Source organism: Psychrobacter sp. T6-6, from assembly GCF_052258185.1.
Taxonomy (GTDB): Bacteria; Pseudomonadota; Gammaproteobacteria; order Pseudomonadales; family Moraxellaceae; genus Psychrobacter.
Window position 1 is genome coordinate 728,501 of the sequence record NZ_JBQQEX010000001.1, and the last position, 15,357, is coordinate 743,857.

Here is a 15,357-nt window from a genome sequence, read left to right on the forward strand (position 1 = left end):
CAACCTGTGTCCTATCACTCTATGCAAGATACCTTTATACAAGCCTATCCAAAACTACTGCAACCTTCGGTTTCGGTAGCGGGCTTGTGGCTGGCGCATGGTGATGAGCCATTACTCAGTCAATGGCTGATTGATGCGCTTCGTCCGCATTGGCGCGCGCAAAACTACGCAATTAAGCGTATTGAGCTGATATCCGTTAAAAGCTGGCAAGAGGTGCTGTCAGAGCTTGGTAGCCAATCTCTATTCGATGATGCTAGCGCTTTGATCGTTACTGGTAATCACAAGCCTGACAAAGCCGTCCTTGCTGAGCTAGAACGCTTTGCCGTTGAAGCGCAGACAAACGCAGGCAGTCATAGTTTGTTGTGGCTAACACCCAAGCAAGACAAACGTAGCCAGAGCAGTAAATGGTTTGCTCCTTTTGCAAAATATGGCACTGTCATTGACTGCAATTTATACAATGAGCAGCAGCGTCAGCAGTTACTACAGATACAGGCGCAAAATTTTGGGTTACGACTATCACAAGAAGCGTGGCAACTTCTGATGTCTCATACTGAGCACCATCTATTGAGTGCTTATCAGACGCTATGGCGACTGTCATATCTGTTTGCACCGCAATTAACTGCTCATAATGAAGATAGCGAACCTCCGAGTAATGCTCCACAACCAACGAACAATGTGGCCTTGGACATTAAAGACCTACAAGCCGCTTTAGTCAGTGATGCGCAATTTAGTGTGTTTGATTTGTCTGATGCTATGCTCGCGGGTAATAGCACGCAAGTTGCCAAAATCATATTTCAGCTAAAGGCAACCGATGAGCCGACTACCTTGGTGCTTTGGGCAATCAGCAAAGACATGCGCCAGATCATACAGCTGATGGATGGACAAGATCCTCAGGCGCTTGGTATTTGGCGTAGTAAGCAGGGGCTTTACCAACAAGCCTGCCGTCGTCAAACACAGTCCCAAACTGCTGAATGGCCAGCTCTACTCTATCGCTGCGACCAAGCTATCAAAGGCCTTGTTCGCCAGCCAGCATGGGAGCTGCTATTGCAAGCAGCGTTAGAATTGGCAGGTAAACGCTTATTTGCGATGCGCTGATATCCTTAAATAATATTTAGTCTTCAAACCTCCAACCATCAAGCCTGTATCTGTACTTCTACCTCTACTCGTAATCATAGTCATCAAATATCACTTTTTATTACCTTCTTTATAGAGATAGCTATACTAACCCCCTCCCTCTACAGCACGCTATCTTCCTCAAGTGTTACCCATCTAATATCCATACCTTCCTAGTCATTCACTTATTGTAATGTTATCTCCACGATGTCTACCTTAACCTTTCGTAAACTAATTACCATTCCCTTTTGCATATGAAGTCTCTACTATGTCTACACTTGATTTAATTGTGATTGGATTGTTGTCATGCGCAAAATGAGCAAAAAGTCTGCTATCAAATGGGGCGTTATCGCCTTAGTCGTCATAGCTCTAGGGGCTTTAGCCTATACCTTCTTAAAACCAGAAGAAACCACCCCCAACTACCTGACTGCGACGGCTGAGATTGGCGATATTGAAAATAACGTCATGGCTTCAGGCAAGGTCAAAGCCTTAAATACTGTCGATGTAGGGGCGCAGGTATCTGGTGAAGTAAAACGTCTGTACGTTGAAGTGGGCGATGAAGTAAAGCAAGGCGATTTGATCGCCCAAATTGACCAGGTCACCCAAAAAAATAGCCTGAGCAATGAGCAGGCCAGCCTCGAGCAAAGCGAAGCAGCATTGCAAAGCGCGCAAGCAGAAGCGCTCAGCAAACAAGCAGCACTAAAAAGCGCGTATGCCGATCTTGCCAGTCGTCAGTCTGAGCTCAAGCAAGCACAGTCTGATTTTGCGCGCTTGCAAGGTTTAGTCGCTATTGACGCGATCTCACAGCAAGAATATGACACTCAAGCGACCAGTGTCGAGACCGCAAAGGCAGCCGTTGCTAATGCACGTGCGGCTATCGATACCGCAAAGGCGGCCATTGCAACGACAGCTGCAAACATCAACAGTCAACAAGCAGCCCTACGTAAATCACGTACCAACGTCAGTACCGCAGAAGAAGATCTTAGCTATACCACGATTCGCGCACCGATATCAGGTACCGTCGTTTCTATTACCACAGAGCAAGGCACCACCGTCAATGCTAACCAAACAGCGCCGACACTGGTGACGTTAGCAGATTTATCGACCGTGCGTATCAACGCGCAAATCTCCGAAGCTGACGTGATCAATGTCAGTGCTGGGATGCCCGCTTATTTCAATATCATTGGTAATCCAGATCAGCAGTATGATGCGACGTTGACTGCGATTGAACCAGCTCCTGAGCAAATCAGTGACACCAGCTCAACGGATGCTGCTATTTACTATGTTGGCTATGTAGAGGTTCCAAACCCTGACCGTTTATTTCGTATTGATATGACCGCGCAGATTTATATCATTGTCAATGAAGCAAAAAACGCGCTTTTAGTACCATCAACAGTGATACAAGAAAAGCGTGGTAAGGGTAAAGAAAAAGGTAGCGCGGCTACTGGTAAGTTTGTACGTGTATTAAAAGAGGACGGTACTGTAGAAGAGCGTACTGTAGAAGTCGGTATCGATAACCGAGTAAATGCACAAATATTAAGTGGTTTGAAAGAAGGCGAAGAAGTCATCATCAGTGAAGAAAGTGCGAACAACTCAGGCGGACGCGTACCTGGTGGACCGCGAATGTAACTTGTGCTTTATATCTATTGACTGACATAGGGCTCAAGCGAAAGAGCCCTGTACTGCGACACTGACTACCCTCTATTGAAGACATTGCTATGACTATACCTCACTCTTCTAAACCATCGCCTGACGGTCACCCGCATAAAGACTCAGAGTCGTACGAATCGGTTGATGGCTCACCCAACTCATCAGAAGCAGACTCGGTAGGATTAAGCCCAGTAGAAGCAAGACCAGACAACAATGACACACATGCTGATAAGCCAATTATGCAGCTGTCTGGTATCATCCGAGAGTTTCCTGCTGGTGAGCAGACCATTAGAGTCTTGCACGATATCAATCTGACGATCAATCAAGGCGAGATGGTCGCTATCATTGGGCAGTCCGGCTCCGGTAAGTCGACGCTAATGAATATATTGGGCTGTCTAGACCAAGCGACAGCAGGGGATTATAAAATATATGGTCAGTCAGCAAGCAAGCTGGACGCTGATCAGTTAGCAGAACTACGCCGTGAGCATTTTGGCTTTATTTTTCAGCGTTATCATCTGCTTGGTGATATCAGCGCCAAGGACAACGTTGCCGTTCCTGCTGTTTATGCAGGCATGGATACTGAGGCACGTACCAACCGCGCCGAAAAGCTACTCACAGACTTGGGACTGGGTAACAAAGTTAATAACCGCCCCAATCAGCTCTCAGGTGGCCAGCAGCAGCGTGTTTCTGTCGCGCGCGCGTTGATGAACGGTGGTGACGTTATCTTGGCAGATGAGCCAACTGGTGCCTTGGATAGCAAATCCGGCGAAGATGTGATGGCGATATTGCATGATCTGAGCGCACAGGGTCATACCATCATCATGGTGACTCATGACCCCAAGCTTGCAGCTCAAGCTGAGCGAGTAATTGAGCTTAAAGACGGTTATGTTATTGCTGATTATAAGACAGAGCATTATAAGCACACACAGAAACAACCAGAGTCTATTTTGGGTGGTCATCGCAAAAGCGCGTTTGGTAGTTTTGTCGATCGCCTACTTGAAGCCTTCAAGATGTCCTTGCTGGCTATGCGCGCGCACAAAATGCGTACCCTATTGACCATGCTGGGTATCATTATCGGTATCGCAGCAGTAGTCTCTATCGTTGGTCTCGGGCAAGGCTCTCAGCAGCAAATACTGGCTAATATCAGCTCTCTTGGTACTAACACTATCACTGTCAATGACGGCTACCCTAGAGGCGATCCTAGACGACGTTATAATGATGATAATCTTACGCCAGAGGACGCCCAAGCTGTGGGCAATCAGCCTTATATCATCAGCGTCAGCCCACAAGTCAATGCAAGCTCTAGTGTGCGCTATCGTAGTGTACAAGAGGACGCTACCGTCAACGGCGTTGGTAAAGACTATCTAGAGGTCACTGGTGAGACATTGGCATTGGGTCAAGGGTTTGATGCAAAGAGCATCAACTTACGTAGCCAAGATATCATTATTGATGACAATGCCAAGCAGACCTTTTTCACTGATGCTGACAACCCTATCGGTGAAGTGATTTTGATTGGTAGTGTGCCAGGTCGCGTGATTGGAGTACTTGAAGAAAGTGATGGTGGTTTTGGTCCAGATGTCACCACACCTACCATATACATGCCCTATACCACCGTCATGTCTCGTATTACTGGTAGTACCAATATCGACCGCTTTGTGGCTTTGTTAGACGATAGCATTTCTTCGAGCGCCGCCGAGACTGCCATCTCTGATCTCATAGAGAGTCGCCATGGCAAAGATGACTTTCAAATACGAAATTCTGACTCTATTCGTCAGACTATTGAGTCGACGACAGGAACGATGACTTTATTGATTTCGTCCGTGGCGGTTATTTCGTTGATAGTTGGCGGTATCGGGGTGATGAATATCATGTTGGTTTCTGTCACTGAGCGTACCAATGAGATTGGCGTACGCATGGCGGTCGGTGCACGCCAAAGCGATATCATGCAGCAATTTTTGATTGAAGCGGTGTTGGTCTGCATCTTGGGCGGTCTCATTGGTATCGGACTGGCCTTTGCCATTGGTGAGTTGATCAATAGTGTCGGCGGTGACAACTTTAAAGTCATTTACTCATCGACCTCGATTATTGCCGCTTTCGTTTGCTCTACCCTGATTGGTGTTGTTTTTGGCTTCTTGCCAGCTCGAAATGCAGCCAAATTAGACCCAGTGGAAGCACTATCTCGAGACTAATTACCACTTATTGATATGTTTTAGCCATGTCTAAAGCGTATCAATACCGATATAGCGCCAAAAATCTAAAGAAACTTAAATAAATGAGCAATTTTATAAGAGATTTACACTTTTTTTATGGTTCGGGGTTGTAATTGTCATAATAATATATATAATGTGCTCTCACGTTTAGGGATACAAACACTTTAAACGTTAGGGCTGTTAGCTCAGTTGGTAGAGCAGTTGACTTTTAATCAATTGGTCCCGCGTTCGAGTCGCGGACAGCCCACCATATTTAGTTTAATCTTTATTGATCGTTCCGCCCTATCCGGCAGTAGGTCAATAAAGGTAAGTTTTAGAAAGTTCTTTAACTAGAATTTTTAATTGCAGTAAAATGCAAACCTAGTTTGGATATAGTGTTTTTAGAATTTACGACAATATAAATTCTCTTGCGCTCAGATGAGGCAATACTTCATTTAATCCTTACTCAGGGCTGTTAGCTCAGTTGGTAGAGCAGTTGACTTTTAATCAATTGGTCCCGCGTTCGAGTCGCGGACAGCCCACCATATTTAGGAAGCCCAGTTACTATAATAGTAACTGGGATTTTTTTTGTCTGCACTTTTATCTATCTACAATCACTTGTCTGATTTACGCTTAAAAAGTCGAGACTTATCCTTTCTGCGCCACAGTAGTTTGTGCTTGATCGTGTCTTTGATGGTACGTGGATGTTTAGGCGCTTGAGCAATAAAGGCATCAAACTCTGCTGTACTCATTGCCAACTCTCGACCATGCGCCATAAGCACCATTGACGGCTTCAATGCTTTTATTTTCTTTAGTGACTGCACATAGTCTACAGGGCTGTAGACAGGAAAAGGTGCTACGAACTTATGGCGCAATTTGATTATTAAGTCAGCCGTATATACTTGGCGACTAGGCAGATGAAACAACGACAAATCACGATCGGTATGCCCCGGCGTCTCCAATACCTGCCACTCATCAAACTCCGGGACCAGATCGCCATCTGTAACCGTTATATCTGGTTTGAGACTTGCAGAGTAGTATAGGTTTTTGAATTGGCGTCCTTGACGTCTGGCCACGTAGTATCCCAGATGTATATCTACGAAGTGCATCGCGCGTCCCCCAATACCGCCGTACCATTGACCTTTTTTGTCAGATGAGACGATGAGGCAACCGGTCTTTTGCCGAAACTTACGTGCACCGCCAGCATGATCAGGATGCATGTGCGTGACCACCACTACCTTTAGATCAGTTATGGGTCGCTTCAAGATCGTTTTGATGTAATCAAGCACCATCGGTACGTCCGCACGGCAGCCACCATCTAGTAGCATGATTTTATCTGGATACACCGCAAGATAAGTACTTTGGATGTACCCCTCTAAACGTATAATTTTGCATAAACTCATTGGCATTCCCTAGCGCATTCATTATTCTTATAAGTTTGTATATCGTAAACCTTATTTAGTATAGCGCCCACCACTCCAAATAAAATGCCTTTGAGTGAACGCTTGTGACTATAAAAACGCCTATAAATAGCTAAGCAAAAATGGCCTTGTCAATCATAATCCTAAATGCAAAGAGCAAAAACCCAGCACTTTGGCTGGGTTTGAGACAACATTCGATATGACTGTTCTATAGCGCTTTAGGTATGGTTCAAATAATAGCTTACCCTACCTCTACTGAGACGTGCCCAGTGCGCTATATATAATTACGCGAGGTCACGTACCTTTGGCTCACGCTCCCATAGACGAGTTTTAGCGTTTTCGATAAAACCATCTACATTATCAAGCGGCGTCACAAACGCATCTTTTTCGATAGGTAATTTGCTCAAAATATGCTCTTCGGTCGCAGGGCAATAAGCAATCGCTTTGCAGTGTGCATAAGCATCATTGAACCAGTCTAACGCCGCGCTATCCATTGCCAATTTCTTGGCTGGTGGATGCATAATAATACTGACAATGGCATCAAAGAGTACAGAAGGAGCACCAGCCAAACGCTCGTCAGTTTGGATCTTCGTGCCATCGTCTAACGTCACTTCTTTGTTAGGAGCGACTATCTTAACACTAGCACCAGCGTCGACAGCCGCCTTTTCAAACTTCGCAACTTCGCTATGGCTAGAACCTTCAGCAACTAAAATACCAACCAAGCGTCCTTTTAGACTCTTAGGTGTGATACCGATGGTCTGCACAGCTTCAGAAGTACCCAAGTCTTGCACAGGTGCCGCAGCATCTGCAGGCTCTGGTAGGTCCATACCTAGCGCTGTGGCCACACGGTTGGCTAAATCTTCATCAATATGACGCAGATGGCTAAGGGTACGAGTACGTACATGCGCAGTATCTACTTTACCCAGCTCAAACGCATACGCAGAGGCAATATGTGCTTGTCCCGTTGCTGTCTGGCTGCGGTAGAACATACGCGGTTGACTATAATGATCTGCAAAGCTCTCTGCTCTTACGCGACCTTTTACACCATCATCCAACCGTTCATGGAACGATTCAAAGCCGCGCTTAACACTTTCACGTGGGCGCGTTGGGTCCAGGCTTTGTGGCTCATACATAACACGCGTTTTAGGTACTTGCATTTGCATATGACCATCTTGCTGATTATTAGCAAACGGGCATTTTGGTGCATTGATTGGAATCTGTGCAAAGTTCGGTGAGCCCAAGCGTGACAGCTGTGTATCTAAATAGCTGAACAGACGTCCTTGCAATAGTGGATCGTTACTATAATCAATACCTGGCACGACGTGTGATGGGCAAAATGCGACTTGTTCTGTCTCTGCAAAGAAATTATCTACATTGCGATTCAAGACCATTTTACCGATGATCTTTACAGGTACGGTTTCTTCAGGGATAAGCTTGGTCGCATCTAGGTGATCAAACGGAAAGTTGTTTGCTTCCTCTTCCGTAAACAACTGCACCCCAAACTCCCATTCAGGATACATCTCATTGTCGATAGACTCGAACAAATCACGGCGATGATAATCAGGATCTGCACCAGAAATTTTTACAGCTTCGTCCCATGTGGTCGACTGCACGCCCAGTGCTGGCTTCCAATGGAAACGTACAAAAGTGCTCTTACCTTCTTTATTGATTAAGCGATAGCTATGAATACCAAAACCTTCCATCATGCGTAGGCTACGTGGTAGTCCGCGATCACTCATAAGCCAAATCAGATTGTGCATGGTTTCAGGGCTCAGCGAGACAAAATCCCAAAACGTATCATGAGCAGATGCCGCTTGCGGGAAACCGCGATCTGGTTCAGGTTTTACGGCGTGAATCAAATCTGGAAACTTGATAGCATCTTGGATAAAGAAGATCGGCATGTTGTTACCAACGATATCCCAGTTACCTTCTTCTGTGTATACTTTTACAGAGAACCCGCGTACATCACGTGGCGTATCTTTTGAGCCTTTATTACCAGCCACCGTCGAAAAACGAGTAAACAATGGGGTTTGCTTGCCAGTTTCTGTCAAGATTTTGGCAGTCGTATACTCTTCTAACGATTCAGTCAGCTCAAAGTAACCATGGGCGGCACTACCGCGTGCATGGACGATACGCTCAGGTATACGCTCATGGTCAAAATGGTTGATTTTTTCACGCAGTACAAAATCTTCTAACAAAGTAGGACCACGGTCGCCTGCTTTTAGCGAGTTTTGATTGTCACCAATAGCCACGCCTTGTTGAGTGGTCAAAACCTTGGTGTCGTCGCCTGCACGTTGATGGGTTTCCCCTCCATTACCGCGCTCAGTGTTCATGTCCTTTGCTGGGTCGGTATGATCGATATTCTTATTCATAAAAAATCCTAGCTAATAAGTAAAATGGTCTCTTATAGGACCATTAGAAATAGGTTTACACAGGGTGCTGATTCCTTTGAGATAATAGTGACTTCATATGTCGGTTATTTCTCTGTGTTTTGTATGACCAATTATTAAAAAACATAAAAGAATAAAAGGCATACGGCTTATACTACCCAAAAATTAAGTTGCGTAGGTGATGAACCTTGTTGATGTTTGGTTAAGGTTTGCAGTCATCATAAAGTCGTATTTTTAAGCTATCTTAGCGATGCATCAACGTTAACAATAGAATCTTGTAATATAGTTATTGTTTCAGGTATGCTTTTGGAGAGTATTAGAGACAATCGATAAATACATTGGCATAGTTTTAGCCTTATATTTATCTTTTCATATGACTAATTTATATAACTATAAGGCCACCTACCATGTTACAAACTTTCAGCTCTGCATCCAAAAAACCTTATCGCTCATTATTAATGGGTGCATCAATGGGTTTGATGGCATTAACAGTCAGTCAAACGGCTGCTGCTATCACCACCAAAAATGTTACTTATACAGTGGAGAACCAAACTTACGAAGGTTATTACGCCAAAGCAGATAAGGCTAACGCGCCTTTTATCTTACTGATTCATGATTGGGATGGTTTAACTGACTATGAGCGCAAACGCGCTGACATGTTGGCAGCTGAAGGTTATAACGTACTGGCAGCAGATATGTTTGGGCAAGGCATTCGTCCTACCTCTGTTGAAGAAAACAAGCGTTTAACAGGAGAGCTATACGATGACCGCAACAAGATGCGCCGCATATTGGCAGGGGCATTAACAGCAGGACAACTACAAGGTAATGATGTGCGTAAAGGCACGACTATGGGGTATTGCTTTGGTGGTACGGTAGCGTTAGAGCTAGCACGCTCAGGCTTTGAGCAAAAAGCCTTTGTACCCTTCCACGGTGCCTTTGAGATACCAACAGGTCAGAGCTATGACAACACCACTGGAGAGATTTTAGTATTTCATGGCTCTGCCGACCAATCAGTCTCGCTAGAGAGCTTCGCCACCTTGGGTAAGACATTAGAAGCAGCTAAGATACCGCATGAAATGGTGACATACAGTGGCGCGCCACATGCATTTAGCGTGTTTGGTAGCGACAGATATGATGCTCGTGCAGACGAACGTTCTTGGAAACGCTACTTGGACTTTTTGGCAGAAGAATATAAGTAATATAGCTACGCAAATAAATATGTAGACGTAAAAAAACACCTCAATTAAGATCTGATAACGATCTATTGAGGTGTTTTTTTACAGCATCAGTTATTTATTATCAATGTTTTTGAAATACCAACAGCTGATTGTTAGCGGGCATCGTATAAGTATTTATAAGTTTTAAGTGATGCGAATTTGCTAAATGGACTACGTCTTCCTTATTCCGAATACCGCTATTAGCGTTGCCTGCTCTTAGCATCGTATCAAATCGTTGGTTGCCTTCACTAGTATATGTACCATGCTCGTTAAATGGACCATATACAATCAGCTTGCCATTAACAGATAGCGCATCACCAGCCAATGCAAATAAGCGCTCGACTAAACTCCAACTGATAATATGCAAGGTATTGGCAGTGAATATCGCATCATAGGGGCTGTCTGCACGACTACTGAAAGGTATCGCATCTGTATTCAAATCAAATGCCAATGGCGAATATAAATTAGGTGCAGGGTAAGCGTCGTGCCAAGCGACTATATGGCGATGATTACTGATCACATCACTCGTTTGCCACTGTATCTCAGGCAAGTTAGGCGCAAAATAAACGCTATGTTGTCCCGTTCCAGAGCCAACTTCTAATACATGACTAAAGCCTTGTAGCTCTGTTTGAAGTACTTCAAAAATAGGTTGTTTATTATTTTCACAGGCTTGAGAAAACGGCAAGGCAGTAATATCTACTTTGTTATTGAGATGATCACTTTTCATATTATCGTCATGCATCACTATCCTCCCAGACCGTTTATTATACTCTCAGTATTGATAGCTGATAGTAGTAGATTAACAAGCACTGTCTAATACTGACCTAATGACTACCAAACAACTTACAACTAGTAAATACCTGCCTCTACCCCAGCGGCCAGCGTCATAGCAAGCTCTTCTAGTTGCTCAGCAAAGCTGTCTTGCCAATCACCTTGTAGTATCAGCGCCTCTTGAATCCATGACCAACGTAGCCCCGTTGTAATCGTTTTGAGCGCAAGCTTGGTACCTGTACCGTCATGCCCTGCTCGTATATATACCGCAAATGGCATACCTTGCTTCTCTTCTAGCACTGGATAGTAGCAACGATCAAAGAAGTCTTTGGACAGCCCTGCCATATACGCTAGATTTTCAGTTGTGCCTAGCAGTAACGCATCAGCAGCCAATACATCTTCTGGCTGCGTGTCCTGCGGTGATTTCAAAATGACAGTGATATCTATATCAGCATGATTAGCACCGTCAAAAGCCGCCTGCGCCAATTTCTGAGTATTGGGCGATGGTGCATGTGCGACGATGAGTAATGTTTTTGTCATGGTGTTAGCGGTCACGAGCAGTACGAAACGTGACGTTCTGCGTGATATCAGGATGGATACTGTTAGCGACTGGGCAAGCCAATGCGGTGTTATAAAAGATGGTTTGCGTTCTATCATCAAGCTGACTGTTAAAGGTGATGATGACATGGATCTCGCTCACGCGTCTTGGGTCAGCAGCCATGACTTTGGTCACTTCCGCCGTCGTCCCTGCAAGGTCAATCTCCATATCACGGGCTTTGATACCGATAATGGTCAGCATACAGCTTGCTAAACTGGTGGCTAGCAAATCCGTTGGTGAAAACGCCTCGCCTTTGCCTTGATTGTCCGTCGGCGCGTCGGTGATGATTTCATTATTTGATTGCAAATGAACGGCGGTGGTACGCAAATCGCCTTGGTAAGTTACTTTTGATGTGGTCATGGGGTTCTCTAGTAAATGGAGTTAAGTATTAAAATATAGTAGGCACGGGGATAATATCAATAGTATCATTGCTGACAACTCTTATCGTAGGTTGTGTGATATTACCTTTCTTATCTTCAAGTGCAATGCCATGAGTTGCAAAGTACCAATAAGTAACTTGTTAGCAATTTTTTTTGATAGATACTAATTCAAAACTCTTTTCTAGTGACTCATTCTCTGAATCAAATATCGCAATATTAATACCATTAGGATTCCTCACACTGCTATAACGCAATCCTAAAATAGGCTGCGCATTTTCAGTTTGGAATCTGAATCTAAAATACTCTGATACAATTTGTGTCGGTACATATTCAACATGCTCTCTACCATCCTTTATAACAGGTAAAGTCAATTCATCTACAAACGAATGAAGAAATGACATATTTTGCCTAGCCTCATACTTTTCAGGCTCGAAAATACTTGGTATTTCTGGTATATCAACAAAATCTATAACTTGAATATCTTTTATTAACTTAAATTTAGCAGTTGACCATTCTGTCGCATCTGTGATTACTTCTTTTTCTGCTGTACTTTGATCATAAGCCACATAGAAATAAGAAATACCAGCTGGATTCATACGTCCAGCACTAGCTTTTCCTTCTGGAGGTACGCCAATATCGCAAAACTCTGTGAACTCCTCCTTTTCTCGGTTAACTCTGACCCGATAAAACTCAGTTCCAGCTGGAATAGTAGTAACAAGTTTTTCTTTATTACAAAGTACTCCAAGAGCATTGAGCATACTTGGAACAGAAATATAATCAGGTCTACCAGAGGAGTATTCATCTTCGGGTTCAGACAAAAATAAATAGCGCGTTTTGTATAGAACTTGATTTTTAAAAGCCGACCAACCATATGATAATGCTGAAAACGAACTTTCAATAGACCAGTCATTTTTGACATGCTCTACTAAATACAGACTTGAATCAGAGCTGCTTATCAAATCTTCGCAAAACTCTCCGCACCAACCAGGGTCAAAATCCCAAATAATTTCCGATATAGTGATTTCTGGTATCAACCATTCTTTTTCAACCCATGGCATACCTACATCTTGCGCATCTCCATAATACTGAAATATTGAGTCATATATTCGTTTCATCACTACATTATATGGAGCGGCGATCAAATCACCTTCTTCATTCTCTTCTCCACAATAGGAACATGAGTTTGAACTAAGATTATTAGCGACTAGACTAACGAGTTCATCGTCTAAAACACAATCTGCACATATCGATTTATCAAGTCCACTAAGCTGAGGCAACTCATGCATAGTAATCGACAAGTCTGAGTAATATCCCAAATCTTCCTCCTCTCGCCATTACGCGTATTTTATTACTGCTTCACTTTCTAAAACAAATAATTGATTCACTAACATAAACTCTCGAATATCATCACTTACATTATGACGGGGTTCCTGATGTGCTCGATTGTTGCGATACGCCATATAGACACTTGTAAACAGCGATGCTCTCCCTTTAGATTCACCTGAATCTAAGTTTTCCCAACACAAAACTGAATCATCAACTTGGAATGCTTTTGCAAACAGCTTAACGCCATTTTCGTTATTCAAACCTGTACGCTCTTTAACAATAGATTCTAGCTTTCGGTATGCACTTATAATTGCATTGTCTGGATTCTTGTTAAAATCCAATGCCAGCTCAATCAGGCGCGGGTCAAGCAATGCCATAGGAATGGTAAGCGGAAACTCACTAAAAATACTGCGCTCACGTTCTTAGTGAATATAAGCAGAATCATACCACCTAGCAGGACGTACTGGCTTGATACTATTGATATAGTCTAAATCTTTCACAGTCAAACTTGAATTGGATATACGTTCAAAAATCGATTTTGAAACGATATATTCATTAATACTGTCTGTATAGTTGCGTAATAGGTTTAAGACGAATGCATATCCTTTTGGTGCCTCTCCATTGTAACCAGAAGCAAAACCACCTTTGATGATAACCTCAATATCATATCTGAGAGTTAGCAATAGCGCATGTGAATAAGTTTCTTCAACAGTGAGTATTTTCACGTCTCTTATATCTTCACCAGCATGTATAAGCTTTATGACTGCCTCTTTGCATATTTGTGTGACTCTGCTGTCGCCTATATATTGAATACCCGCAAATTTGGCTTTCACTTGTTTTCTTTACCTTAAATGCTAAGTACTGCTAAAGCTAGTAAAGCAGCATTTCATTTATGCTTTACCTATAAATAAAATCAGATAGCAAAAACCCAGACCTAGAATATTGGTCGTAACGGGATTAAATGCACCTATCAAATACATTGGACTTGCTACAGCTACAAAGAGTAATAGCAAGAGTAGAATAGCCGCAGCTATATACACAGGAGTGTTGGACTTATTGAGAGATATGATTGCACAACCCAAAACTGTCTCACCAATACCCGCTAATGGTGAGGCTATCTTGGCAGATACATCAAGACCACTAATCGAGACCAAATGTACTTCGACTGCACTCAACCATAATATCTTGGGTACCAAGCCGTGATAGATAAATAAACACCCCAATAGAACTCTGCTGATGAACGAAACATGAATGAGCTTATCTTTTTGCATCTAAAAAACGTGCCTTATTCTCTGGCAATGGTAGAGCACAGTAGTCATATTTACCAAACAGACGATAACGATTCAATGCGATACGGTCATACATCCAATCTCGTATAGGTGTTGGAATAATCTTAAAAATACAAACCCCTTTCCATGGATAACCTAATTTTGACATAACTTGAAAAAAAGCATTACTCTTTTGGAAGGACTGGTTACCTTCTACATAGAGCATGGTTTCATAAGAGTCGGTAGGTAGCCCGAAATAAAGCAGTATTGCTTGGCCCTCTTCTGATTGCACACTACACAATTTGAAGATCTGCTTACTATCATACTTAAGGATAAAATTACTCCATACGTTACATAGCTTACAAACGCCATCGAAGAGAATGACTTTATCTGAGACACCAACATTGGGAGGGAGTTTATCAGTATTCATTTTTTGCTCTTTCAAATAACCACTTATTGTTGAGTAAATTTAACACTAATATGGATAAGCAACAATCTAAATATAAAAGTAGAGTATAGTTTGATAATTTCTGATAATAGATAGCTAAAATTAGGCAAAGAACAAGTATAAGAGTAAAAAGATGCAATAACATGGGATATGGATAGAGAAAGTAACTAGGTAGAGATAACTAATGAGGTTGGCTAGAGCAGAAACAAAACTATAGACAAAGAAAATCCCCCGCCTAGATAACTAGTCGGGGGATATTTCAGAATAGAGAGCTGACGATGACCTACTCTCACATGGGCGAACCACACTACCATTGGCGCAACGATGTTTCACTTCTGAGTTCGGGAAGGGATCAGGTGGGGCCATCGCGCTATTGTCGTCAGCAAAGGGGGTTAGATATGAGTCTGTTGTTGTTTTACTTATTTGACTAAGTATCACTTAACCTAACTGAATCAAGGTCAAAGGTGATATCGAAATGTTCTGTCTATGACAGATTAATTAGACTTGTATACAAACCACTTGGGTGTTGTATGGTCAAGCCAAACGAGCAATTAGTACAGGTTAGCTACACACATCGCTGTGCTTC

14 protein-coding genes, 2 tRNA genes and 1 rRNA gene are annotated in these 15,357 nt (G+C 43.0%); 6 read left to right on the forward strand and 11 right to left on the reverse strand.

Going from position 1 to position 15,357, the window contains the following annotated elements:
• Positions 1–21: 21 nt before the first annotated feature.
• The 5 genes from ACTXGL_RS03115 (at position 22) to ACTXGL_RS03135 (ending at position 5,497) form a co-directional block, all read left to right on the forward strand.
• Positions 22–1,095, forward strand: a complete 1,074-nt coding sequence (locus ACTXGL_RS03115) for a DNA polymerase III subunit delta (RefSeq protein ID WP_443524793.1) — start codon at positions 22–24, stop codon at positions 1,093–1,095.
• 324 nt (positions 1,096–1,419) lie between these two features.
• Positions 1,420–2,742, forward strand: a complete 1,323-nt coding sequence (locus ACTXGL_RS03120) for an efflux RND transporter periplasmic adaptor subunit (RefSeq protein WP_443524794.1) — start codon at positions 1,420–1,422, stop codon at positions 2,740–2,742.
• A gap of 260 nt (positions 2,743–3,002) precedes the next feature.
• Positions 3,003–4,952 carry a MacB family efflux pump subunit gene (locus tag ACTXGL_RS03125; protein ID WP_443524848.1) on the forward strand — a complete coding sequence of 650 codons (1,950 nt, stop codon included), beginning with the start codon at positions 3,003–3,005 and terminating at the stop codon, positions 4,950–4,952.
• A 195-nt stretch (positions 4,953–5,147) separates the two neighbouring features.
• Positions 5,148–5,223: transfer RNA gene (locus ACTXGL_RS03130), tRNA-Lys, on the forward strand.
• Between the two features lie 198 nt (positions 5,224–5,421).
• Positions 5,422–5,497: transfer RNA gene (locus ACTXGL_RS03135), tRNA-Lys, on the forward strand.
• Between the two features lie 69 nt (positions 5,498–5,566).
• Here ACTXGL_RS03135 and ACTXGL_RS03140 read toward each other — a convergent pair.
• Positions 5,567–6,355 (reverse strand): MBL fold metallo-hydrolase, encoded by a 789-nt coding sequence (locus ACTXGL_RS03140; RefSeq protein WP_319049899.1) that lies wholly within the window; start codon positions 6,353–6,355, stop codon positions 5,567–5,569.
• A 302-nt stretch (positions 6,356–6,657) separates the two neighbouring features.
• Complete coding sequence (locus tag ACTXGL_RS03145; RefSeq protein WP_443524795.1) at positions 6,658–8,745, reverse strand: catalase; 2,088 nt, start codon at positions 8,743–8,745, stop codon at positions 6,658–6,660.
• Positions 8,746–9,170: 425 nt separating this feature from the next.
• Between ACTXGL_RS03145 and ACTXGL_RS03150 the strand changes: the two genes are divergently transcribed.
• Entirely contained in the window at positions 9,171–9,962 is a 792-nt protein-coding gene (locus ACTXGL_RS03150; protein ID WP_443524796.1) for a dienelactone hydrolase family protein, read from the forward strand.
• A 100-nt stretch (positions 9,963–10,062) separates the two neighbouring features.
• Here the strand turns inward: ACTXGL_RS03150 and ACTXGL_RS03155 are convergent, their stop codons facing one another.
• The 9 genes from ACTXGL_RS03155 to rrf form a co-directional block, all read right to left on the reverse strand.
• Positions 10,063–10,722 (reverse strand): DUF938 domain-containing protein, encoded by a 660-nt coding sequence (locus ACTXGL_RS03155; protein ID WP_443524797.1) that lies wholly within the window; start codon positions 10,720–10,722, stop codon positions 10,063–10,065.
• A 107-nt stretch (positions 10,723–10,829) separates the two neighbouring features.
• Positions 10,830–11,291, reverse strand: a complete 462-nt coding sequence (locus tag ACTXGL_RS03160; RefSeq protein WP_443524799.1) for a flavodoxin family protein — start codon at positions 11,289–11,291, stop codon at positions 10,830–10,832.
• 4 nt (positions 11,292–11,295) lie between these two features.
• Positions 11,296–11,709, reverse strand: a complete 414-nt coding sequence (locus ACTXGL_RS03165) for an OsmC family protein (RefSeq protein WP_443524800.1) — start codon at positions 11,707–11,709, stop codon at positions 11,296–11,298.
• Between the two features lie 160 nt (positions 11,710–11,869).
• Positions 11,870–13,045, reverse strand: coding sequence for a HEPN-associated N-terminal domain-containing protein (locus ACTXGL_RS03170; protein WP_443524802.1), 1,176 nt, complete (start codon positions 13,043–13,045; stop codon positions 11,870–11,872).
• Between the two features lie 18 nt (positions 13,046–13,063).
• Positions 13,064–13,432: a TIGR02391 family protein gene (locus tag ACTXGL_RS03175; protein ID WP_443524804.1), complete on the reverse strand. Its 369-nt coding sequence runs from the start codon at positions 13,430–13,432 to the stop codon at positions 13,064–13,066.
• A 45-nt stretch (positions 13,433–13,477) separates the two neighbouring features.
• Positions 13,478–13,888, reverse strand: coding sequence for a hypothetical protein (locus ACTXGL_RS03180; protein ID WP_443524805.1), 411 nt, complete (start codon positions 13,886–13,888; stop codon positions 13,478–13,480).
• Positions 13,889–13,945: 57 nt separating this feature from the next.
• On the reverse strand, positions 13,946–14,326 hold the full coding sequence (locus tag ACTXGL_RS03185; RefSeq protein WP_443524806.1) for a DoxX-like family protein: 381 nt from the start codon (positions 14,324–14,326) through the stop codon (positions 13,946–13,948).
• A complete protein-coding gene (locus ACTXGL_RS03190) occupies positions 14,313–14,753 on the reverse strand; it encodes a thiol-disulfide oxidoreductase DCC family protein (RefSeq protein ID WP_443524807.1) in 441 nt (146 codons plus the stop codon). The genes ACTXGL_RS03185 and ACTXGL_RS03190 overlap by 14 nt, the downstream gene beginning before the upstream one ends.
• 288 nt (positions 14,754–15,041) lie before the next feature.
• Positions 15,042–15,155, reverse strand: a 5S ribosomal RNA gene (gene rrf, locus ACTXGL_RS03195).
• Positions 15,156–15,357 lie beyond the last annotated feature (202 nt).

What these genes read in the sequence shown, in the direction of transcription:
- ACTXGL_RS03115 (WP_443524793.1), top strand. Translation starts at nt 22, where the DNA reads ATGCAAGATACCTTTATACAAGCCTATCCAAAACTACTGCAACCTTCG.
- ACTXGL_RS03120 (WP_443524794.1), top strand. Translation starts at nt 1,420, where the DNA reads ATGCGCAAAATGAGCAAAAAGTCTGCTATCAAATGGGGCGTTATCGCC.
- ACTXGL_RS03125 (WP_443524848.1), top strand. Translation starts at nt 3,003, where the DNA reads ATGCAGCTGTCTGGTATCATCCGAGAGTTTCCTGCTGGTGAGCAGACC.
- ACTXGL_RS03140 (WP_319049899.1), bottom strand. Translation starts at nt 6,355, where the DNA reads ATGAGTTTATGCAAAATTATACGTTTAGAGGGGTACATCCAAAGTACT.
- ACTXGL_RS03145 (WP_443524795.1), bottom strand. Translation starts at nt 8,745, where the DNA reads ATGAATAAGAATATCGATCATACCGACCCAGCAAAGGACATGAACACT.
- ACTXGL_RS03150 (WP_443524796.1), top strand. Translation starts at nt 9,171, where the DNA reads ATGTTACAAACTTTCAGCTCTGCATCCAAAAAACCTTATCGCTCATTA.
- ACTXGL_RS03155 (WP_443524797.1), bottom strand. Translation starts at nt 10,722, where the DNA reads ATGCATGACGATAATATGAAAAGTGATCATCTCAATAACAAAGTAGAT.
- ACTXGL_RS03160 (WP_443524799.1), bottom strand. Translation starts at nt 11,291, where the DNA reads ATGACAAAAACATTACTCATCGTCGCACATGCACCATCGCCCAATACT.
- ACTXGL_RS03165 (WP_443524800.1), bottom strand. Translation starts at nt 11,709, where the DNA reads ATGACCACATCAAAAGTAACTTACCAAGGCGATTTGCGTACCACCGCC.
- ACTXGL_RS03175 (WP_443524804.1), bottom strand. Translation starts at nt 13,432, where the DNA reads ATGGCATTGCTTGACCCGCGCCTGATTGAGCTGGCATTGGATTTTAAC.
- ACTXGL_RS03185 (WP_443524806.1), bottom strand. Translation starts at nt 14,326, where the DNA reads ATGCAAAAAGATAAGCTCATTCATGTTTCGTTCATCAGCAGAGTTCTA.
- ACTXGL_RS03190 (WP_443524807.1), bottom strand. Translation starts at nt 14,753, where the DNA reads ATGAATACTGATAAACTCCCTCCCAATGTTGGTGTCTCAGATAAAGTC.